The following is a 21599-nucleotide window of genomic DNA, read 5'->3' as shown; positions in this document are numbered from 1 at the left end:
TCCTGTACCTCTTCCTCGTTCGCGCGTCGCCGGGGTGTGTCCCGAGGGGCCGTTCACCGGCCGATCACTCCCGCGACCCCGCCCTCGTCGGTGCCCCAGACGTCCTCGTCCTCGCTGATCCAGGTGGAGCGTTCGCGTTCGTCGCTCTGGGTGCCCTGGCCGCCGCCCGCGCCTCCCATGCCGCCCATGGGGGGCATCATCGGCATGCCGCCGGACGTGGTCGCCGGGCGGCGCATCGCGACGGCCTCCTCGGCGGCGAGCTGGGCGGCGCGGGCGCGGCCGGCCGTCACCTCGCCGGCGGTCGTGGTCCGGAGGCGTTCGGCGGCGGTGGCGGCGGCGAGGCCGGAGGGGGAGGTGGGGAAACCGACGCCCGGACCCAGGGGGTTGGCGGACAGCAGCGGCATCCGGCCGGAACCGCCGTACCCGCTGCTGCCGCCGCCGCTGCCGCTGCCGGGCGGTGGGACGGAAAGCTTGTTCTTTCCGTCGAGGAAGTCGTAGTAGCCCGTGTTCGCGCCGAAGCCGCCGGTGCCGGAGGTGCGGAAGCCGCCCGGCCCGCCGGTCACGGAGACCGTGCGTCCGTCGGCGTCCGTGGTGACCGTCCGCCCGTCCGGATAGGTGATCTTGTGGCCGCCGTCCTTGAGGGCGTGGTCGACGGTGCCGTCCGGGTAGCGGGTGGTGGTGGAGCCGTCCGGGTTGTGCTTGGTCTCGGCGCCCGCGTTCCCGCCGAGCGGGTTCAGGTGCTCGGTCTTCTTCTGCCCGTCGGGCTCCGTGGTGGTGTACGTGCCGTCGGCGGCGAGCCGGGTGGAGGAGCCGTCCTTGTACGTGGTGATGACGGTGCCGTCCTTGTCCACCGTGGCCACCGAACCGTCGGCGTACTCGATCGTCGAGCCGTTCTTGCCCAGGTGGGAGACGGTCTTGGTGCCGTCGGGGTCGATCGTGGTGATCGTCCCGTTGGGGCTCACCGTCGTCCTGGTCCCGTTGGCGTGGACCGTCGTCGTGGAGCCGTCCTTGCCGAAGGTCGTGGTCGAGCGGTCGGGGTTCTGGACGCTCTGCCCCGGCTCCGGGCGGGTGACCTTCTTGTTCCCCTCGGGGTCGGTCGTGGTGAGGGTGCCGTCGGCGGCGCGGCTCTGGACCGTGCCGTCCTTGTACTGCGTGACGCTGCCGCCGTCCGGACGGAACGTGGTCTTCGTGCCGTCCTGGTAGGTGATCGTCTGGCTGCCGTCCTTGCGCAGCACCGTGGTGGAGCCGTCCGGGTTGACCGTGGTGATCGTGCCGTCGCGGCCCACGGTGGTGGTGGTCCCGTCCTTGTGGGTGGTGGTGCGGGAGCCGTCCTGGTTGTACGAGGTGGTGGAGCCGTCCGGGCCCTTGACGGTCCGCAGCGCGGCGGGAGCTCCCGTGCCGGTACCGAGGCCGGGGCCGGCCGGGTTCGGCTGGAGCAGGGGCGGCAGCATGCCGGGGGGAGTGGTCTCCTTGCGCCCGTCGGGGTGGGTCGTGGTGTACGAGCCGTCGGGGTTGCGGACGATGGTGGAACCGTCCGGGGTGCGCACGGTGTTGCCGCTGCCGAAGCCACCGTTGCCGAGGCCCCCGTTGCCGCCCGTGAGGTCGTTGGGGTTCAGGAGGGGCGGGGGCTTGACGCCGGTGTCGAGGCCCGGGGGCTTCTGTCCGCCCGTGTCGCCCGTGCCGTTCCCGTCCTTGTCGCCGCCGAGGCCGCCGCCGAGGTCGTTGGGGCCCAGGGTCGGCGGCTTGTCCCCGCCGAGGTCGTCCTTGCCGGGGCCGTCCTTGCCGGTCTTCTCCTCCAGCTCCTTCTGCTTGTCCTCCAGCTCCTTCTGCTTCTGCTTCGTCGCCTCCTCGACGAACTTCGCCTTCAGGTCGGCGAAGCCGGGGTTGAAGGTGAAGGTGGTCGCCTGCACGCTCCGGAGGGCGTCGTTGACGATCCGCGCCTGGGTGGTGGCGGCCGTGTCCAGCTTCGCCTCGACGTTGGCGAGCCACGCCTTGTACGCCTGCCGGGCGACGTTGCGCCACGCCTCCTGCTGGGTGAGGTCGCCGTACAGGGGGTGGTAGATGCTGAACCCCGGCAGGAGCGAGTATCCCCCCCTCTCGCCGAGCTTCACCTTGCCGATGTTGTTCTCGTTGAGGTAGTGGACGGCCTTGTCCACCTCGAGGTTGAGGTAGTAGGTGGGGATGTACGTCCTCACCGGTGTATCGGCCGGTGCGCCCTCCGGAGTTGCCTTCAGCCAGTTGCTCCAGGCGTCCGCGAAGGCCGAGGCCGCCTTGTGGATGTCCCCCGCGCACCGGAGGATCTCCTGCCCGATGGTGGAGGTCGCCTTGTACTGGGTCGTGTCGAACGGGAGGGGGCCCGGCGGGGTGCCGAAGGGGGTGAGCCTCTCCTGGAGGTCCTTGTAGCCGTGGCGCACGCCGGTGACGAGCGTGCGGAACACGTCGGCGGCCGAGCCCTGCCAGGCGGCGTCCTCACCCCCGAGGTCCTTCACCCACTTGTCCAGCTCCGTGCCGTAGTCGGTGAAGAACGTCAGGGCCTCGTCGAACGCCTTCATGGAGGGGAGCAGGGAGCCCAGGTCGACCGCGTCCTCCTCGGTGATCTGGGGGATGCCGGTGCACGAGTGCGTGAAGGTCTTCGTGCTGCCCTGGCTCACGAGGTGTTTCAGGGCCTGTTCGTAACCGTGGTCGAAGGCGCCGGCGTACCCGTTGTCGCTGAAGTCGTTCCCGTTCTCGTTCCACGGGAGGGACAGGGTGATCTTGAAAAAACCGTTGACCTTGTTGGTGTCGTGGTTCCAGTCGTAGAACCTGATGACCCTGTTCATCGAGTCGGGCAGCGTGTTGCTGAGGGGTGGGGCGTAGGACTCCCGCTCGATCTTCGCCCGCAGCCACCCGCCCCCGTCGGCCGACCCCTGGTCGGCCGTGCTGCCGATCCCGGCGACCTTCTCCCGCGTCGGCCCGAGGAAGCCGGTCAGCTGGGTCGCGAGGACTTCGGCCCGCGTCGTCTTGTCTCCGGCCGGATCGGGCATGGCGGCGGTTCCTTCAGGAGTGCGGGGAGGACGGGTGGCGGGGTGGGGCGGAGGTCACTTGGGAGGGGTGACGCCGCCCGTGGGAGCGGCGGGGTTCAGGATCGACGGCCACTCGTCGAGGATCTTCTGGCCCTCGATGTTCTCGAGGCTGTTCTCCTTGGCCGTCTTCATGTCCTTGATGGTGAACTCCAGTTCCCTCTTGATGTTCTCGAAGAGGATCTTCTGGTTCACCAGGACGTTGCCGAGGCTCTGGGCCGTCGTCTTCAGGTTGGCCGTCAGGGTCTTGCCCATGAGCTCCTTGCTGGACTCCGCCTTCATCTCGGCGAGGAGCTTGCCCAGGGCCGGGCCGCCGGAGGCGATGTCCGCCGTCGGCGTGTCGATGATCAGGGCGAGCAGGTACAGCGACAGGTACCCGGCCTTGGACTCGGTGGCCCCCACTTCGGCCAGCCTCTTGGTGAACATCGGGATGCCCTGCCCCTCGACCCTGAGGAACCTCTCCAGGGCCTCCACGTCGAGGTGGGACAGATCGGTCTTCTCGGCCATGCGCTCTCTCCCTCGGGCTGCGGGGCGGGGGCACCGCGGTGGTCGTACGGCGGGACGGCGGCGGGTCAGGCGCCGGGGACGCGGACGCTCGCCCAGTTGCCGGCGCTGGTGTTCTCGTGCTTCTTGTAGGTCTCGCTGATCGTGTTCAGGAGGGCGCTGTTGTCCGCCAGGACCGCGCCGAGGCGGCCGATGGCGGCGTTCCACTGGCCCTGCTTCTCGGCGTAGGTCGCGGCGTCCGAGCCCTGCCAGGCGGCCTGCAGGCCGGTCAGTTCCTGGTTGAGCGCCTCTACGGTCTTCTTGATGGCCTCGGTCTGCATCCGCATGTCCTCGGCGGCGTTGTCGACGTGCTTGTACTGGACGTGGATGACGCCGTCGGACTTGTTGTCGTAGAAGTTGGGCATCGGGGACTCCTCGGCGGGGTGACGGGTGGGGAGGGGCGGAGGCGGGATCAGCCGTTGAGACGGGTCTCGATGCCCTGGGAGCGCGCGGTGCGCTTGGCCGCCTCGATGAACTCGTTGATCTCGGACTGCGTGCGCGTCTGCGCCATGCCGGTCTCGGTGAGCTTCTGCATCAGTTCGCCCATGCTCCGGATGATCACGTCGACCTCGTCGGTCCAGGACTTGAGCAGCGCGCGGAAGGCCGAACCGTCGCTGCCGCCGTAGGCGTTGATCAGCCCGTTCATGACGGTCTCGACGTCGGCCCGGGACCTCCCCACGCCGTCCTTGGCCTGCCAGAGGGCGTTGTAGGCGCGCTGGTTCTCGCTCTGACTCGAAGTCTGGGTGTTGCCGACGGGCGGCGGAGTCGTCATGGAAGGAGTCCTTGTCTGACGCGCGGACGGGGGCTGACGAGGAGGATGAGTCGAACGCTCGTCTGGAGGTTCCCGATGCTAGGGAGAACAAGGCGACGCGGGCAACGACTTGGGGTGTCTTCTGAGCTTCTTCTGATGTTCCTTCCGGGTACGGGTCCGGGGCCCGCCGGCGGAACACCGTACGGGCCCCGGGAATTCACCCGCAGTTCGCCCCGGAGGGGGACAAGTCCCCCGTGCCGTCCGGCCGTACGATCCCCCGCGCCGACGCCACGTCCAGGCGCGGGCCCGTCGGCAGCATGTCCAGGAGCCGGGACGGCACGGCCTGGGCGTGGCCGCCCTTGAGGCCCAGCCGCTCCACCGCGGCGGCGTCCGCCAGCCGGTGCTTCACGCCGGCGTCGGTGACCAGGTACGTCGTGGTGCCGCGCACCCCGCCGCCGGCGCCGAGCGCCTGCACGAGGGCGCCGCCGCCGGGCCGTACCGCGACGCCCTCCACCGGCAGGCAGGCCGGGGCGATCCCCGGTCCGGACGCCGGATCGGGCACGGTGCCGGTCTCCGTCACCAGGGCGAGCCGGACCCGGGGTGCCAGCCCCTCCGGCTGGATCTGGGCGCAGGGCGCCGTGCCGGCGGCGGGCCGCACGGACGGGGGCGTGGCGGGCCAGCCGGCGGGGCCGGCGGGGGCCCCGCCCGCCGCCTGCCGCCGGGTCAGTTCGTCGGCGGTCAGCGGGAGGGCCGCCGGGGCGGCGCCCCGGTAGGCCTGGCGGGCGGTGCGCTCGTCGCCCAGGACGAGGGCCGCGGCCAGGGGGGTGAGCGGCCGGAGACCGGCCTTCTCCAGGAGGAAGTACTGCCGGTCGGTGCCCGGCGAGGACAGGGCGAAGACCTGGCCCACCCGGGCCGGGGCCCCGCCGACCGTCCCCGACTCCGTCCCCCTGCCGTCGATCTCGGGCGCCACCAGGTCCGCCCCCGCGGGCAGGCTGTCCAGGAGGGCGGCCGTGACGGGCGTGGCGGCGGTGCCGGACCAGCCCAGGGCCTGGAGGGCGCCGTGCCCGCCGATCCGCAGCCGGTGGTCGGACCACAGCAGGTACGTGTGCCCGTCGGGGCCCGCGGCGAGGACGCCCTCCCCCTTCCCGGGGAACGCGCCGCCGGCCGCGAAGCCGATCCGCAGCGAGGTGCGGGCGGCGGGCCGGCCGGTGCCGGCCGGTGCCGGGGCGGCGCAGACCTGCCAGGCGCCCGTCTCCAGGTCGCCGGGGCCGGGCAGCACGTCCGGGGCACCGGGGATGCCGACCGGGGTGCCGTGGGCCTCGCCGCGCAGCGAGGCCGAGGAGACCGTGACGGTCCGCGGGTCGCCGGAGGAGAGCAGCCGGGCCGAGGCGTAGTTGAGCACCGGCCGCAGGCGCCCGTCGAGGTACAGGTAGCGGGTGCCGGTCTCCTTCTGCACGATCAGGGCGTTCTCGGTCCGCCAGGACTTGGTGCCGGCCGGGGAGATCATCCCGAACAGCAGGAAGCCGAGGACGAGGACCACCCCCAGGCCGATGCCCCAGGCGAGGCCCCGGTTGGTGCGGCCCACGGGGCTCTCCGGCGCGTCCGGGTCCTGCCGCAGCATGCCGCTGACGAGCCGCCCCATGACGAACATGTGGGCCTGGACCTGGTCTTTTCTGGACTGCATGGCGGGCCCCCCGTCAGCCGGACACGGAGCGCAGGGCGCCGTAGACGCCGAGCATCCACAGCACCAGCGGGATCAGCGCCACCGCGGCGCAGGTGTGCAGGATGTCCCCGGCCCGGCCCCAGTGCGGTACGAGCCGGCGGCCCGGCACGGTCCAGGAGGCGACCGCCGTCGTGCCCGCCAGGGCGAGCAGGCCGGCCAGCAGCAGCGGCCGGTCGCCCGGCGCGAGCCCGGCCGCCAGGGTGAGGACGGCGAGCAGCAGCCCGTACAGGCCGGGCAGGAAGACCGCCGTGCGCTGCCAGACGTTGCCGATGTTCCGGGAGTGCAGCAGCAGGAGCAGGCAGAGGGTGCCCGCGGTGGCCAGGGCCGGGCCGTCCGGGTCGTCCAGGACCAGGGCGGTGAGCACGGCCGCGCAGACCAGGCCGACCGCCGCGTACAGGGCGGTCATCCACTGCTCGGCGAGCGCGGTGCGGTCGACGACGCGCGCGTGCGGATGCGGGTCGATGCCCTCCTGGAGTTCCTCGGCGTTCGACGGCAGGGCGGGCAGCCGCAGTCCGGAGAGGCGGAAGGAGAGCCCGGGGACGAGGCCGCCGACGGCGACCGCGAGCACGGCGACGACGGCCGCCGCCGGGCCCGGGGCGAGGTCCAGGGTCAGCATCAGGACGCCCGCGATCGCCCCGGCCAGGGCGATCACCGCGATCGACAGCAGCAGCGGGACGAAGGCGGCGACGGCGGCGACGGACAGGACCGCGCCGCCCGCCGCCGCGGCGGACGCGGCGAGGAGCCGGGCCCCGGTCAACTGCCCGCCCCCGTCGGCCTCCCCGACCGGCAGCAGGGCCCCGGCCAGCGCCAGGAAGGGCGGGACGAAGGCGCCGAGGGCGGCCCCGGCGGCCGAGTCCCCGACCGCGCGGGAGGCCGCGGCGGCCCCGAAGAGGACCAGCAGGCCGGTGACGCCCGCGACGGCGGCACGGGCCGGCCCGTCACCGCCGGGCAGCGCGCAGACCACCCACGCGGCGGCCAGCACCAGCACGGCCGCGGCGCGCAGCGTCCAGCGGCCGGTGCGGGCGGTCCAGCCGTGCGGCCGCTCCCGCATGCTGCCGGCGACCCCGTCCACGAGGTCGTCGAAGTGGATCTCGGGCAACGCCTCGACCCGGGGCCGCAGATGGAGGGTCTCCCCGTCGCGGAGCGCCAGGGAATCCGGGGTCCCCTCCTCGGCCAGGGGCGCTCCGCCGAGGCGCTGGAGGACCCAGCCGCCGTGCTCGATGCCCTCCTCGGCGAGCTCTTCGCCCGCGTGGTCGAGCAGGGTCGGCAGGAGGTCTGCCAGGGGGACGTCCACGGGGACCGCGAGGTCGAGGAGACGCCGGGGGGTCCTGACCGAGAGACGGCAGAGACCGGGGCTCGATATGCCCGAAGTTTCACTCATGGCGGGTGGCCGCACCTCTCCGAGGGGCCGGGGTACCAAAGCTGGGTAGCGCACATTACCTTGGTCCCCACGTCAGGTCGCAGGCCCCCCGGGCCCGTTGCCACCTGCACCGCGCCCCCTTCCCGCGCGCCTCCGTGCGGCCCGGGGCGACGGAGAACCCCGTACGCCACCGGTTCCGGCGGGCCGCCGGGACCGGGCCGTGCCCGGCCCCGGACGGACCGCCCGGCCGGAACCCCACCGCCGGACCCGGGCCGACCACCGGGCCCGGACGCGGCACCGGGACCCGCCCCGGACGCGACCAGCCCGAGGAGACACCCAGCGTGAGCACCGTCCTCTTCCGCAGGCCCGCGCGGCGGCGCGGGCCCGACATGCCCGACGGCGAACTCGCGCTCCAGGAGCCGCCGACGCTGCCGGAGGCGGAGCCGAACACGTCCGCGATGTGGACGTACCTGCCGATGGGGCTCACCTCGCTGGCGATGCTCATGATGTTCCTGCGCCCCGGCCAGGCCAACGCCTTCAGCTACGTCGCCATCGGGCTCATGCTGGTCTCGTCCGTGGCGATGGTCCTCGCCCAGCTGATCCGGACGGCCGGCGAGCGCAAGCGCAAGCTCAAGGGCGAACGCCGCGACTACCTGCGCTACCTGGCCCAGATGCGCCGCCGCATCCGGGTCACGGTCGAGGAGCAGCAGAAGGCCCTGGCCTGGCGCCATCCGGCCCCCGCCGCCCTGTGGGCGCTGACCGGCACCAGCCGCCAGTGGGAACGCCGCCCCTCCGACGACGACTTCGCGGAGGTACGGGTCGCGGTCGGGGAGCAGAAGCTCGCCGTACGGCTCGCGCCCCTCGCCACCAAGCCCGTCGAGGACCTCGAACCCCTCGCCGCGCACGCCCTGCGCAGCTTCATCCGCGCGTACGGCACCGTGCCCGGCCAGCCCATCGCGCTCTACCTGCGCGCCTGGTCGCGGGTGCTGGTCCGGGAGGAGGGCACCGGGTCCGGCGCGGGCGGCACGGGTCCGGGGGCGGCCGGCGGGTCCGGTACGGACGCCGGTGCGGGCGCGCGTGCCGGCGGAGGGGCCGGTTCCGGCGGGGAGGGCGAGCGGTCGCGGGCCCTGCTGCGGGCCCTCCTCGCCCAGCTGGCCGCCTTCCACGCCCCCGAGGAACTCACCATCGCGCTCTGCGTGAGCGACGAACGCCGGGCCGACTGGGAGTGGCTGAAATGGCTCCCCCACGCCCAGCACGGCTACCAGCGCGACGGCGCGGGCCAGGCACGGCTCGCCGCGGCCGACTTCCCGTCCCTGGAGGAGCTGCTCGGAGCGGACTTCACCCAGCGGCCCCCCTTCGACCCCGAGACCCCGCCCAGCCGCGACGAACCCTTCACCCTCGTGGTGGTGGACGGCGGCATCGTGCCCCCCGGCCACCGGGTCACCGGCCCCGGCTACCGCAACACCGTCCTGGTCGACCTCGGCGGGGCGCTGCCCTGGAAGGCCGCCCGGGCCACCCTGCGCCTCCGCCTCGACGGAGCGGGCCTGCACCTCGTCCGCACCGACCGCGAACGCAAAGAACAGGCCACCTTCCTCGGGCAGCCGGACGCCCTCGGCCCCGCCGCCGCCCGCGCCCTGGCCGCCCGCCTCTCCCCGTACCGGCTCGGCGGCGGCGTCACCGCCTCCGAACCCTTCGTCGCCGACACCGACCTCACCAGCCTCCTCGGCATACCCGACCTGCGGAAACACGAGCCCGACCGGCTCTGGAAGCACCCCGTCGAAGGACGCGGGCGGCTGCGGGTGCCCATCGCGGTCGGCGAGGACGGCGCCCCCGTCGAACTCGACATCAAGGAGTCGGCGCAGGGCGGCATGGGCCCGCACGGCATGCTGATCGGCGCCACCGGCTCCGGCAAGAGCGAACTGCTGCGCACCCTCGTCCTCGGCCTGGCCCTCACCCACTCCTCCGAGACGCTCAACTTCGTCCTCGTCGACTTCAAGGGCGGCGCGACCTTCCTCGGCATGGACGAACTCCCCCACACCTCCGCCGTCATCACCAACCTCGCCGACGAGGTCGCGCTGGTCGCCCGCATGCAGGACGCCCTGCACGGCGAGCTGATCCGCCGCCAGGAACTGCTGCGCAAGGCCGGCAACTACGCCTCGGTGCTGGAGTACGAGCGGGCCCGCGCCGCCGGCACGCCGCTGGCCCCGCTGCCCAGCCTCTTCGTGGTCGTCGACGAGTTCAGCGAACTGCTCGCCGCGCACCGCGACTTCATGGAGCTGTTCGTCATGATCGGCCGCCTCGGACGGTCACTCGGCGTTCACCTGCTGCTCGCCTCCCAGCGGCTGGAGGAGGGCAGGATGAGCGCGCTGGAGGGACACCTCTCGTACCGCATCGGCCTGCGCACCTTCTCGGCCATCGAGAGCCGGGGCGTGCTCGGCGTGCCCGACGCCTACCACCTGCCCTCGCAGCCCGGCAGCGGCTACCTCAAGAGCGGCGTCGAGGCGCTGACGCGCTTCCGCGCCGCCTACGTGTCCGGCCCGTACAAGGCGCCCCGGCGCACCGTCCGCCGCGAGCAGATCGCCCGCCAGGTCGTGCCCTGGGGCACCGAGTGGATCGTGCCGCACACCCTCCCCGCCGCCCCCGACCCGGAGCCCGAGACCGAGCCGGAGACCGAGGAGAGCCTGCTCGGCATCGCCCTCGACCGGCTCCGCGACAGCGGGCCGCCCGCCCACCAGGTGTGGCTGCCGCCGCTGGACCGGGCCCCCAGCCTCGACGCCCTGCTCCCGCCGCTGACCCCCGACCCCGACCTCGGCCTGACCACGGCCGGTTCCGCCGACCGGGGCCGGCTGCGGGTTCCCGTCGGCCTCGTGGACCGGCCCTTCGAACAGGTCCGGGACCTCCTCACCGTCGACCTCTCCGGCGCCGGCGGGCACTTCGCCGTCGCCGGCGGCCCGCAGAGCGGCAAGAGCACCCTGCTGCGCACCCTGGTCTGCTCCCTCGCCCTCACCCACTCCCCGCGCGAGGTGCAGTTCTACTGCCTGGACTTCGGCGGCGGCGCGCTCGGCGCCCTCGCCGGACTGCCGCACGTCGGCGGGGTCGCCGGCCGGCTCGACCGGGAGCGGATCGCCCGCACCTTCGCGGAGGTCCTGTCGCTGCTCAACCGGCGCGAACTGTTCTTCCAGGAACAGGGCATCGACTCGATGACCGCCTACCGCAAGAGGCGCGCGGCGGGCGAGTTCGCCGACCAGCCCTTCGGGGACGTCTTCCTCGTGGTGGACGGCTGGTCCACGGTCCGCAGCGACTTCTTCGACGACATCGCCGTCTTCGGCGAGATCGCCGCCCGGGGCCTCAACTACGGCGTCCACCTGGTGATCTCCACCGCCCGCTGGATGGAGCTCTCCGCCGCCCTCCGCGACCAGATCGGCACCCGGCTCGAACTCCGCATGGGCGACCCCATGGACTCCGACGTGGACGTCCGCAAGGCCGCCACCGTGCCCGTCTCGCCCGGCCGCGGCCTCAGCCCCGACAAGATGCACTTCCTCACCGCCCTGCCCCGCATCGACGGCCAGGAACGGACGGAGGACCTGGCGGAGGCGGTCGCGGACCTCGTCGAGGCCGTCGCCGAGAGCTGGGACGCCCCGCCCGCCCCGGCCGTACGGATGCTCCCCACCCGGCTCGCCCTGGCCGAACTCCCCGCCGCGGAGAACCCGCTGCGGTTCCCCATCGGCCTGGACGAGACGGAACTCGCCCCGGTCTGGCACGACTTCGCCCAGAGCCCGCACCTGTACGTCGTCGGCGACACCGAGAGCGGCAAGACCGCCGCGCTGCGCATGATCGCCCAGCAGATCATGCGGACGCACGGCCCGGACCGGGCCAGCTTCCTCGTCGCCGACTACCGCCGCGAACTCATCGGGGCGATCCCGGAGGAGTACCGGCTCGGGCACGCGGTCTCCGCCGACCCGCTGCGGGAGTACGTCGACGGCGCCGCCCGCGCGATGACCGGCCGGCTCCCCGGCGAGGACATCACCCCCGCCCGGATGCGCCGCGCCGACTGGTGGAGCGGACCGCGCCTCTTCGTCCTCGTGGACGACTACGAGATGGTGGGCTCGGCCTTCGACGGGCCGTTCGACCCGCTGCTGCCCCATCTGCCGCTCGGCTACGAGATCGGCCTGCACTTCATCGTGGCCCGCGCCTCCACGGGAGCGGGCCGGGCCGACCCGCTCGTCCGGAAGCTGGGCGAGGTCAACTCCTCGGCGCTGCTGCTGTCCTGCCCGCCGTCGGAGGGCTACCTCCTCGACGGCGTCAAGCCGCGCATCCTGCCGCCGGGCCGCGCCCAGAGCGTCGTCCGCCGCAAGACCCGCCTGGTCCACCTCGCGCTGCCGGACCCGGAGGAGACCGGGGAGACCGAGTAGTCCGGGGAGACCGGGTAGTCCGGGGAGCCCTGGGAGGCCGGGTAGCCCGGGGAGCCCGGAGAGCCCTGGGGAAGCCGGCGGAGGGGTGAGGAGGCCGGGGCCGCCTCAGGCCCGCGGGCGGCCCGCGGCGTCCAGGCGGCCCGGCCGCCAGCCGCGGGCCCGGCCCCGAGGCAGGACCACCGCGAGGAGGCCGACCAGCGCGATCGTCCCGCCCGCCCCCGCCGCCACCAGATAGGCGGTCGCACGGGCCCCCGACGTGTCCGGGGGCTCCGGCAGACGGACCGGGGCCGGGGTCACCGCCGCCGGAGCGGCGCCGGGGGCGACCCCGGAGACCGCCCCGTACGGGTCGAGGGCGGGCAGGTCCCCCGGGTACGCCCCGCGAAGGAGCCGCGCGCGCACCTCGGCGGCGGTCAGCCCGGGATGGTACGACCGCACCAGGGCCGCCGCGCCCGCCGTGACCGCCGCGGCGAAGGACGCCCCCGACCCGGTCCACTTGCCGTCGCCCACCGGGCCCGGCCCCATCAGCGCGCCGCCGGGCGCGGTCAGGTCCGCGTGCCGGAAGGGCGGCGCGGCGTCCGGACGGGTCCCCTGCGGCCCGGTGTCGAGCACGGCGAGGGCCTCCGGCGGGGCCACCGGGGCGGGCTGCGGCGCGGTCGTGCCCGGCGGGACGCCGTCGGCCGCCGCCGGTACGACGACGAGGGCGTCATGTGCGCGGGCCGCGTCCATCGCCGCGCGCACCCGCGGGTCGGCGCCGTCCAGGGGCGCCGCCACCGTGATGACGTCCGCCCCGGCGGCGGCGGCCTCCCGCACCCCGGCGGCCATCCGGGCGGGGTCGGGCTCGCCGCGCTCCCCGGTGCCGCGCACGGCCAGGACCAGGGCCTCGGGGGCCACCCCCGAGAAGCCCTGGCCGGGCAGGGCCGCCCCGGCGGCCAGGCCGGCCTGGAAGGTCCCCCGGCCCACGCAGTCCCCGCCGGGACCGAGGGCCCGCACCCGGCCCCTGAGGACGGCCGGGCCGTCGCTCACCCCGGTGCCGACGACCGCGACGGTCACCCCGCGTCCCCGGGAGAGCCGCCAGACCTGGTCGAGCCCGAGGACGCGGCGCGTCCAGGGCGCGGCCGCCGTGTCCGTGCCCCGCAGCGTCGTGCAGGGCTGGTCGGAGGCGAGCCGTTCGGGCACGCCGGGCAGCGCGGTGCCGCCGTCCGCGGCCCCCGCGAGGGGCGCGGGTCCGGCGAGCGCGGCGATCAGGGCGGCGCACAGCAGCGGGCGGGTACGGCGACGGCGGCGCATGGCTGTCCTCGGTTCGGCCCGCCCGGCGGGGCGGGACTGAGCTGGGTCTTCGGGCAGGGGCAGGGGCGGGGGCTCCGGGGAGAGGGGGCCTGGCCGGGGCCCGGGTGCGGGAAGGAGACTCCGGGGAGAGGGGACCGGGCCGGGGCCCCGGGTGCGGGAAGGGGGCTCCGGGAGGGCGCGGGGCGGGCGCCGGGCCGGTACGGGTCCGTCGCCCTCCCCCGCTCAGTCCTCCCGCAGGTCCTCCGGCAGCAGCATCCGCAGGTCGTCCAGGCTGGGCGCGGCCACGGCGCTGAGCCGGCGGGCCTGCCGGGTCATCATGGCCTCCAGCGTCTGGCGCGCCAGACGGGCGTTGCCGAAGGTGCGGCCGCGGGGCATCGCCTCGAAGTGGGCCAGCAGCGCCGACGCCGTGCCCGGGGCGCACTCGTACCCGTTCTCCACCGCGTGCCGGCGCACGATGGTGACCAGCTCGTCGGAGGAGTAGTTCGGGAACTCGACGTGCCGGGTGAAGCGGGACGCCAGGCCCGGGTTGGAACCGAGGAAGCGGTCCATCTCCTCGGTGTAGCCGGCCACGATCACCACCACCTCGTCGCGGTGGTCCTCCATCAGCTTCAGGAGCGTGTCCACCGCCTCCTGGCCGAAGTCGGAGGAACCGGCGGCACCCTGGGGCGTCAGCGTGTACGCCTCGTCCACGAACAGCACGCCGCCGAGCGCCCGCTGGAAGACCTCCTTGGTCAGCTGCGCGGTGTGGCCGACGTACCGGCCGACGAGGTCCGCGCGGGCCACCTCCACCAGCTGGCCGCGCGGGAGCACGCCGAGGGAGGCGAGCAGCTCGCCGTAGAGGCGGGCCACCGTCGTCTTGCCGGTGCCGGGCGGGCCCGCGAAGACCAGGTGGTTGCTGATCCGGGGGGCGGGGAGCCCCGCCGCCGCCCGGCGGCGGGCCGTCGCGAGCAGGTTGACGAGGTCGCTCACCTCGCGCTTGACCGCCGCCAGGCCGGTCAGCGCGTCCAGCCGCAGCAGCGGGTCCCGGTCGTCCCCGGCGGCGGCCGGCGGCAGCCCGACGTCCTCCGCCGTCAGCAGGGCCAGGTCGTGCTCGCCGACGTCGCCGCGCGCGGCGAGCCGGGACGCCTGCCGGTCCACCATCTCCTCGAAGACCTTCCGGGCGGTGCGGCCGTTGCCGAACCCGGCGTCGCGGGGCATCCGCTCGAAGTGGGTGTGCAGCGCGGACCGGGCGTCGCCGTCCAGCTCGTAGCGGTGCGCCGAGCACATCCGCTCCACGATGGTGACCAGCTCCGCCGACGTGTAGTCGGAGAACTCCACGCTGCGGGTGAAGCGCGAGGCCAGACCGGGGTTGGAGGCGAGGAAGTCCGTCATCTCCTTCGGGTATCCGGCCGCCACCACCACGACGTCCTCGCGGTGGTCCTCCATCAGCTTCACCAGCGTGTCGATGGCCTCCCGGCCGAAGTCGGCACCGGAACCGGAGGAGTCGGAGAGCAGCGTGTACGCCTCGTCGATGAACAGCACGCCGCCGAGCGCCTTCGTGAAGGTCTCGGTCGTCTTGATCGCCGTGCCGCCGACGATCTGCGCGACCAGGTCGGCCCGGGAGACCTCCACCAGGTGGCCCGAGCGCAGCACGCCCAGGGAGGCGAGGATCGACCCGTAGAGACGGGCCACCGTCGTCTTGCCGGTGCCGGGCGGGCCCGCGAAGACCAGGTGGCGGCTCATCGGGGGCGCCGGCATGCCGAGGCCGGCCCGGCGCTGCGCCATCCGGTTCAGGTTGATCAGCGTCAGGACCTGGTCCTTGACGTCGTCCAGGCCGATCAGGGACTGGAGTTCCGCCACGGCGCCGCTCTCCGCGGCCGTGTCGGCCGCCGTCACGACGGCCCCGCCGGGCAGCCGCCCGTCGCCCGCCGCCTCGGCGTCGGCGGCGCTGCCCCAGGCGTCCGGGGCGCCGTTCCCGGTGCTCGTCAGCTGCTCCACGGCGACCCGGTCGCCGGCCACGGACTGGCGCAGCCCGCTGCCCTTGTTGTCCCGCAGCGCGCAGTTGATCACCGAGACCGGGTCGGGGCCCTCCACCCGCACTCCGTCGGCGCCCGATCCGGTCACCTCGCAGGCGTTGAGCGACGCGCGGGCGCCCGCCGCCACCAGCACGCCGTGCCCGCCGGAGTCCCGCACCCGCGAGCGGGCCGCCGTGAGGTCGCCCTGCTCCTCGACGCGCAGGCCCGCGTCCCCGCAGTCGTCCACCTCGGTGTCGCGGAGGGTCACCGCGCCGAGGGCGCCGACGAGCACGCCGGAGCCCTTCGCGGCCCGCAGCCTGCCCTGGCCGACGTACAGGCTGCCGTGGCCGGAGACGTGCACGGCCGCGCCCTCGCACTCCTCGACCAGGCACTCCTCCAGGCGTCCGCGGCCGTCGGCGAGGACCTCCACGCCGTGCCCGGCCGCGCGGGAGACGGTGATCCGGCGCAGCAGCGGGTTGGCGCTCGTGCGGACCAGGACGCCGGCGCCGCCGCTGCCGGTGACCTCCAGGCCGTCGATCTCGGCGACGGAGTTCTCCTCCAGGAGCACGCCGGTCCGCTCCGGGTCCCGGACGGTGGTCCCGACGAGGACGGGGGACGAGAAGTCGGTCACGCGGACCGCGGCGTCCCGGGCGTGGGTGAACACGCACTCCTCGAACCGGCCCCGGCCGCGCTCCGTCACGAACAGCCCGTGCCCGGCGGTCCGTTCGGTGCGGCAGCGGCGCAGTTCGGGGGAGGAACCCGAGCCGACGACGAAGCCGTGGCCGGTGGTGTTCCGCACGGTCACGTCCTCCAGGGAGGTCGCGCCCGTGGTGTTCACGAAGACGCCCACCACCGAGTCCGAGACGGTGGTGCGCGCCACGGTGACGCCGCTCTCCTCCTCGGCGGCGATGCCCGGCTTGTCGGCGGCGGAGATCTCGCACTCCTCCACGCGCACCTGCGCGCGCCCGTTGGCGAGGACGCCGTTGCCGCGGGCGTCCCGGAGCCGTCCGGCCCGCACGGAGACCCGGCCCCGTTCGCCGGCGACCACGGCGGAGGTGCCCAGGTGCTCGACGACGCACTCCTCCAGGAGGCTCTCCTCCGCGGAGGTGGACACCACGCCCGCGCCCTTGGGGTTCTCGATCCGGCACTGGCGGACGGCCAGCGAGCCGGAGCCGCGGGCGAACAGGGCGGTCCAGGAGGACCCGTACACGTCGCACCGGTCGAGGAGGAGCTGCCCGCTCGGGACGTCGACCACCGGCAGGTCGTCGTCGTGGCCGCGCAGCACCAGCGAGTTGACCATCGCTGAGTCGCAGGCCAGGGTCAGGGCGGAGCCGCGCCGGGGGGCCAGCTCCACGGTGCCCCGGCCCTCCGTGGTGGTGAGGGTCAGGGAGGTGGCGAGGGTGAGGCTCTCCTCGTAGCGGCCCGGGGCGACGCTGATCAAGGCTCCGGTACGGGCCGCCCGAAGGGCTTCTGAGATGGTGCGGCAGTCGCCCGTACCGTCCTGCGCGACGGTGAGCACCTGGCGTGACACGTTCTGACCTCCCGGGCGCCCCGGTGTCGCGCCGCCGTGCGGCGTCCGATCGCTCCGGGACGTGTGGAACTGGTGTGCCCATCATGCCTGTCGGGACGCACGGGCCGCCAGCACCCCCGGCCCACCGGACCCCTCCGGAGCCCCCCTCAGGCCCGCCGCTCCCGCAGGACCCGCGCGACCGCCGCCTGCCCGGCGTCGAGGGACGGTTCACCGTCCCCGACGTCCCACAGGCCGTTCTGCAGCACCCGGCCCAGCGTCCACGCCGCCGCGCGCCGCCGGTCGCCGACGGCCTCGGCGAGGAGGTCGAACCGCCACAGCACCTCGCCCGGATCGGGGTCGAGCCGGTCCACGAGGGCCGGAAGGAGTTCGAAGCCGGGGTCGCCCGCGAGCGGCTTCGGGTCGATCGCCAGCCACGGCTCGCGCGCCGCCGCCAGGACGTTCCCCGGATGCAGGTCCCAGTGGAGCAGCCGGTCGCCCGGTTCGCCCGCCACCTCCCGTACCGCCGCCGCGCAGTCCCGCAGGAGCGCCGCGTCCTCCGGGCCGAGCCGGGCGGCGGCCCCGGGCGCCCCGGCGAGCATCCCGACCGCGACGGCGCCGAGCGTCCGGAGACCGGGCGGCGCCGGGACGGCCGCGAGCCGGGCGAGGAGACCCGCCACGACCCCCGTCACCTCCCGGGTGTCCGCGAGGGACGCCAACGGCCGGCCCCCGTCCAGGCGTTCCAGGAGCATGGTCCCGGTCGCGGGGTCGTGGCCGAGGAGCCGTACGGCACCGGCCCCGTCCCAGGCGCGCAGCGCGGCCGCCTCACCCCCGGTCTCCTCGTCGAGGAGCTGCGTCTTCAGCGCGGCGCGCGTCCCGTCCCCGCACCGCTCCACCGGCAGGACCAGCGAGGCCACCCCGTGCATCGGCGGCCCGGTGACCCGCAGCCCCCACCGGTCGGGGAACTCCCCGGCGAGCGAAGGGAGTCTGGCGACGAACGCCCGCCCCGCCGCACCGTTGTGCCTCGCCTGCGACCGCGCGAACTCCTCCGGTACGCGCATCACACCCCCCGGCCCCGGACACCGTGCCGGGTCCCGTCCCGGAAATCCCTCCGGAACGTCTGTGTTCCCGTCGCGCGGGCCCGGGTAACGTCCCGCCCACGCATCCGGAATCCAGGGGTACACATGAGCACGGTCAACGGCGGCATCTCGTTCTGGTACGCGCGGGAGGGCGCCTCCGCCCCCCGCGAACCGCTCCCCGGCGACACCACCGCCGACGTCTGCGTCGTGGGCGGCGGCTACACCGGCCTGTGGACCGCCTACTACCTGAAGAAGGCCGCGCCCTTCCTCGACATCACCGTCCTGGAGGCGAAGTTCTGCGGATACGGCGCCTCCGGGCGCAACGGCGGCTGGCTCTACAACGGCGTCGCCGGACGCGACCGCTACGCGAAGCTCCACGGCCACGACGCCGCCGTCCGCCTCCAGCGGGCCGTGAACGCCACCGTCACCGAGGTCGCCGACGTCTGCGAACGGGAGGGGATCGACGCCGACCTCCACCGGGGCGGCGTCCTCGAAGTCGCCCTCTCCCCCGCCCAGCTCACCCGCCTCAGGGAGTTCCACGCCGCCGAGACCGCCTTCGGCGAGACCGACCGGGTGCTGTACGGGGCCCGCGAGACCGCCGAGCGGATACGCGTCACCGGCGCCGTCGGCTCCACCTGGACCCCGCACGGCGCCCGCCTCCACCCGGTGAAGCTGGTCAAGGGCCTCGCGGCCGCGGTCGAGGCGCTCGGCGTCACGATCCACGAGTCGACCCCCGTCACGGAGATCAGGCCGAAGCACGCGGTCACCCCGTACGGCACCGTCCGCGCCCCGTACGTCCTGCGCTGCACCGAGGGCTTCACCGCCTCCCTCGCCGGCCTGCGCCGCACGTGGCTCCCCATGAACTCCTCGATGATCGTCACCGAGCCCCTCACCGACGCGCAGTGGGAGTCCATCGGCTGGGAGGGCCGCGAGACGCTGGGCGACATGGCGCACGCCTACATGTACGCCCAGCGCACCGCCGACGGCCGCATCGCGCTCGGCGGCCGGGGCGTCCCGTACCGCTTCGGCTCGAAGACCGACAACGACGGCCGCACCCGGCCGCGGACCGTCGAGGACCTGCGCGAGATCCTGGTCCGCTTCTTCCCGGGGCTCGCGGGGGTACGGGTGGACCACGCCTGGTCGGGCGTGCTCGGCGTCCCCCGCGACTGGTGCGCCACCGTCACCCTCGACCGCTCCACCGGCCTGGGCTGGGCGGGCGGCTACGTCGGGTCGGGCGTCGCCACCGCCAACCTCGCCGCCCGCACCCTGCGCGACCTGATCAGGGAGGACTCGGGCCAGTCGGGCCCGACCGACCTCACGACCCTCCCCTGGGTCAACCACAAGGTCCGCAAGTGGGAACCGGAACCCCTGCGCTGGCTCGGCGTCCAGACCCTGTACGCGGCCTTCCGGGGCGCGGACCGGCGGGAGTCGGCGGGGCGCTCGGCCCGGACGGTCCGGGTGGCGGACCTGGCGAACAGGCTGAGCGGAAGGTAGCCCGGGGCGGGCGCCGCCAGGACGGACGGGACCGCCGGGACGGACGGGGCCGCCGGGGCGGGCGCCAGGACGGACGGGGGCCGCCGGGACGGGCGGGCCCCGCCGGACGGACGGGGGCCGCCGGACGGACGGGGGCCGCCGGGACGGGCGGGCCCCACCGGGCCGAACGGACCCCGCCAAACCGAACGGGCCCCGTTCCCGGTCTCACTCCACCTCGATGCCGAAGTCCCCGACCAGCTCTCCGAGCCCGCCCCCGTACCCCTTCCCCCCGAGCACGAAGTCCCAGTCGCCACCCGCCCGCCGCCGGAACGAGCCGAGGACGAGCGCGGTCTCGTCGGCCCGCCCCTCGGAGACCTCCAGGCGGTCGAGTTCCGTGCCGGAGTCGTCGCGGAGCCGGATGCCGGCCTCCGTGAACCCGCCGAGGTCGGCGTCCGGGTTGACCTCGGGGTCGACGGCCGCGACGAGGACCAGCCGGTCGGCCCGCGCGGGGAGGGCGTCGAAGCCGACGCGGACGGCGGCGCGGTCGCCCGGGGCGGCGGGCACCATGGCGACCGAACCGTCCGGCGTGGAGGGGTTGTTGTAGAAGACGAACCACTCGTCGCCGAGGACCCGGTTGCCCGAGCAGACCAGGGCGCAGACGTCGAGGGCGACCGAGCCCGACCAGACCATGCCGAGGAGGTTGAAGTCGTCGGAGGGGTCGGCGGAATCGGCCCGCCCCGGCGCGGCCCGCCCGGACGCGGGAACGGCCTCCGGGGCGGAGGCGGTGCCGGGGGCCGGGGCGGCGGCGGGGGCGGTCTCCGCCGGGCCGGGCCCCAGCCGCCCCCGCAGTCCGTGCTGGTGCAGCAGGTCGACCAGCTCGTTCCCCGGGATCAGCGTCAGCGGCTTGCCGTTGGCGAAGGTGTACGAGCCGGGGCCGAACCGGGACGTGGTGACGAGGACGCCCTTGTTGGCGCCGGCGCCCTGCACGGTCCCGTAGAGGTCGCGCACGGCGGACGGCGGCACGGTGTTCCGGTACCGCTTCACCTGGACGACGATCGAACCGCCGCTGATGGGGTCGGGATCGAGGGCCTCGACGTCGACCCCGCCGTCGTTGGACCGCCGGGTGGTGACGGCCTGGAGGCCACGGGCCCGGAAGAGTTCGGCGACGAGCCCCTCGAAGGCGATCGGGTCCATGGAGAGCAGATCGGGCTCCTCCCCGTCCCCCTGCACCACGATGTCGGACCCGACCTGGTCGGGCGTGCGGAACGGAACGACGGCCGCCCGCTCGTCCGGCCTGGCGGAGAGCCGCCCGGCGAGGCCCCCGGTCAGGCAGTCCACGGGGACGACGAGCTCCAGGTTGAGCCGTTCGAAGTCCCGCCGCCCCACCACCACGGAGGCCACGCACACCCGGGAGGCGAGGCCGGTGGCCGGGTCGACCACGCCCACGTACCCGTTGAGCGCGACGGTCTCCAGGGCCCCGAAGCGGTCGGCGGCGAACAGCTCCCGCACGGCGAGCAGCACGCTCTGGGCCAGCACGTCCCGGTACAGCGCCCGCCGCTGCGTGACGGGCCGGGGCACCTCCCGCTCCTGGTCGGTGCCGGGCAGGTACTTGACGCCCTTCGCCCCCGGCACGACCTCGTACCCGGGCAGGTCCCAGTCCAGGACGAACCCGCGCCCGGCCCGGTCGTACGCGGCGGACACCTCGCGCGGGAACCCGTCGGGCCAGGCCGTGGAGGCGAAGAGCACGGCGGAGAAGTAGTCGACGACGGTCCCGGGCTCGCCGGCCGACAGGGCGGCGGCGATCCCGGCGACCCCGCTGTTGTACGCCCGGATCTCCGCGATCCGGGCGGCCGCCCACTCGTCGTACTGCCTCCGGTACGCGGCCAGCATCTCCAGCCGCCGCGCCTCGGCGGCCCGGGCGGCGTACCAGTCCCGCTCGAACCGCGCGCGGCCGTCACGCCCCTGGTAGTGCCGCTGGTCGGGCACGGCCACGGGCTCCCCCAGGGGGCCGGGCGCGAACGGCGCGACCTCCTCGGCCCGCCGCAGCGACTCCACGCCGAACGCCGGCGCCCGGCACCCCGCCGCGAGCAGCCCTTCGAGCGCGGCGACGCGCTCGTCGAGCTCCCGCGTCCTCCGCAGGGCGTCGGCGTCCCGGTGCCGCCGGTACGCGGCCCGCTGCTCCCGCCGCATCCGGGACAGGTCCCGCTCGTACGCCCGCTCCACCCGCTCGGCGTCCCGCCGCTGCCGCAGCACCGCCTCCTGCTGCCCCTCCCGCTGCCGCTGCGCCACCCGCTGCTGCTCGGCCCAGACCCCGATCAACCCCCCGGAACGCCGCCCCATGCGCGTACCCCTCCCACGAACACCCCGCCCGACCCGTACACCCCCGTGACCTCCAAGTGTCCCGGACGACG

At 74.9% G+C, this 21599-nt stretch carries 12 protein-coding genes; 2 read left to right on the top strand and 10 right to left on the bottom strand.

The genetic code is table 11. The features are described 5' to 3' along the window. Positions 1 to 53: 53 nt before the first annotated feature. The 6 genes from ACZ3IL_RS24670 to eccD form a co-directional block, all read right to left on the bottom strand. Complete coding sequence (locus tag ACZ3IL_RS24670) at positions 54 to 3023, bottom strand: AAWKG family protein (RefSeq protein ID WP_467393480.1); 2970 nt, start codon at positions 3021 to 3023, stop codon at positions 54 to 56. A 54-nt stretch (positions 3024 to 3077) separates the two neighbouring features. After that, positions 3078 to 3566 carry a type VII secretion system-associated protein gene (locus ACZ3IL_RS24665; protein ID WP_467393478.1) on the bottom strand — a complete coding sequence of 163 codons (489 nt, stop codon included), beginning with the start codon at positions 3564 to 3566 and terminating at the stop codon, positions 3078 to 3080. A 65-nt stretch (positions 3567 to 3631) separates the two neighbouring features. Beyond that, positions 3632 to 3967, bottom strand: a complete 336-nt coding sequence (locus ACZ3IL_RS24660; protein ID WP_467393476.1) for a WXG100 family type VII secretion target — start codon at positions 3965 to 3967, stop codon at positions 3632 to 3634. A gap of 47 nt (positions 3968 to 4014) precedes the next feature. Further along, complete coding sequence (locus ACZ3IL_RS24655; RefSeq protein ID WP_467393474.1) at positions 4015 to 4374, bottom strand: hypothetical protein; 360 nt, start codon at positions 4372 to 4374, stop codon at positions 4015 to 4017. A 196-nt stretch (positions 4375 to 4570) separates the two neighbouring features. Further along, positions 4571 to 6037: a type VII secretion protein EccB gene (gene eccB, locus ACZ3IL_RS24650; RefSeq protein WP_467393472.1), complete on the bottom strand. Its 1467-nt coding sequence runs from the start codon at positions 6035 to 6037 to the stop codon at positions 4571 to 4573. A gap of 13 nt (positions 6038 to 6050) precedes the next feature. Further along, the gene (gene eccD, locus ACZ3IL_RS24645) at positions 6051 to 7457 is read right to left on the bottom strand and encodes a type VII secretion integral membrane protein EccD (protein WP_467393470.1); all 1407 of its coding nucleotides are present in this window, start codon (positions 7455 to 7457) and stop codon (positions 6051 to 6053) included. Between the two features lie 320 nt (positions 7458 to 7777). Between eccD and eccCa the strand changes: the two genes are divergently transcribed. Further along, entirely contained in the window at positions 7778 to 11848 is a 4071-nt protein-coding gene (gene eccCa, locus ACZ3IL_RS24640; RefSeq protein ID WP_467393468.1) for a type VII secretion protein EccCa, read from the top strand. A 105-nt stretch (positions 11849 to 11953) separates the two neighbouring features. Here eccCa and ACZ3IL_RS24635 read toward each other — a convergent pair whose 3' ends face one another. The 3 genes from ACZ3IL_RS24635 to ACZ3IL_RS24625 all read right to left on the bottom strand — a co-directional run bounded on the left by ACZ3IL_RS24635 (position 11954) and on the right by ACZ3IL_RS24625 (position 17697). Beyond that, positions 11954 to 13135 (bottom strand): S8 family serine peptidase, encoded by a 1182-nt coding sequence (locus tag ACZ3IL_RS24635; protein WP_467393466.1) that lies wholly within the window; start codon positions 13133 to 13135, stop codon positions 11954 to 11956. Positions 13136 to 13357: 222 nt separating this feature from the next. Continuing rightward, the gene (locus ACZ3IL_RS24630) at positions 13358 to 16660 is read right to left on the bottom strand and encodes a right-handed parallel beta-helix repeat-containing protein (protein ID WP_467393464.1); all 3303 of its coding nucleotides are present in this window, start codon (positions 16658 to 16660) and stop codon (positions 13358 to 13360) included. Positions 16661 to 16806: 146 nt separating this feature from the next. Then, complete coding sequence (locus ACZ3IL_RS24625; protein WP_467393462.1) at positions 16807 to 17697, bottom strand: aminoglycoside phosphotransferase family protein; 891 nt, start codon at positions 17695 to 17697, stop codon at positions 16807 to 16809. A gap of 123 nt (positions 17698 to 17820) precedes the next feature. Here ACZ3IL_RS24625 and ACZ3IL_RS24620 point away from each other — a divergent pair, with 123 nt between their 5' ends. Further along, positions 17821 to 19209 carry an NAD(P)/FAD-dependent oxidoreductase gene (locus ACZ3IL_RS24620; RefSeq protein WP_467393460.1) on the top strand — a complete coding sequence of 463 codons (1389 nt, stop codon included), beginning with the start codon at positions 17821 to 17823 and terminating at the stop codon, positions 19207 to 19209. A 204-nt stretch (positions 19210 to 19413) separates the two neighbouring features. On the opposite strand, the gene ACZ3IL_RS24615 is transcribed toward ACZ3IL_RS24620, so the two are convergent. Then, a complete protein-coding gene (locus ACZ3IL_RS24615) occupies positions 19414 to 21528 on the bottom strand; it encodes a restriction endonuclease (RefSeq protein WP_467393458.1) in 2115 nt (704 codons plus the stop codon). Between the last annotated feature and the right edge of the window lie 71 nt (positions 21529 to 21599).

The organism is Streptomyces sp. NPDC014907, assembly GCF_055562975.1.
This window is presented reverse-complemented; position numbering and strand designations above follow the sequence as displayed.

Excerpts from the sequence above, each read along its gene's own strand:
- ACZ3IL_RS24670 (WP_467393480.1), bottom strand. The coding sequence starts at position 3,023 with ATGCCCGATCCGGCCGGAGACAAGACGACGCGGGCCGAAGTCCTCGCG.
- ACZ3IL_RS24665 (WP_467393478.1), bottom strand. The coding sequence starts at position 3,566 with ATGGCCGAGAAGACCGATCTGTCCCACCTCGACGTGGAGGCCCTGGAG.
- ACZ3IL_RS24660 (WP_467393476.1), bottom strand. The coding sequence starts at position 3,967 with ATGCCCAACTTCTACGACAACAAGTCCGACGGCGTCATCCACGTCCAG.
- ACZ3IL_RS24655 (WP_467393474.1), bottom strand. The coding sequence starts at position 4,374 with ATGACGACTCCGCCGCCCGTCGGCAACACCCAGACTTCGAGTCAGAGC.
- eccB (WP_467393472.1), bottom strand. The coding sequence starts at position 6,037 with ATGCAGTCCAGAAAAGACCAGGTCCAGGCCCACATGTTCGTCATGGGG.
- eccD (WP_467393470.1), bottom strand. The coding sequence starts at position 7,457 with ATGAGTGAAACTTCGGGCATATCGAGCCCCGGTCTCTGCCGTCTCTCG.
- ACZ3IL_RS24635 (WP_467393466.1), bottom strand. The coding sequence starts at position 13,135 with ATGCGCCGCCGTCGCCGTACCCGCCCGCTGCTGTGCGCCGCCCTGATC.
- ACZ3IL_RS24625 (WP_467393462.1), bottom strand. The coding sequence starts at position 17,697 with ATGCGCGTACCGGAGGAGTTCGCGCGGTCGCAGGCGAGGCACAACGGT.
- ACZ3IL_RS24620 (WP_467393460.1), top strand. The coding sequence starts at position 17,821 with ATGAGCACGGTCAACGGCGGCATCTCGTTCTGGTACGCGCGGGAGGGC.
- ACZ3IL_RS24615 (WP_467393458.1), bottom strand. The coding sequence starts at position 21,528 with ATGGGGCGGCGTTCCGGGGGGTTGATCGGGGTCTGGGCCGAGCAGCAG.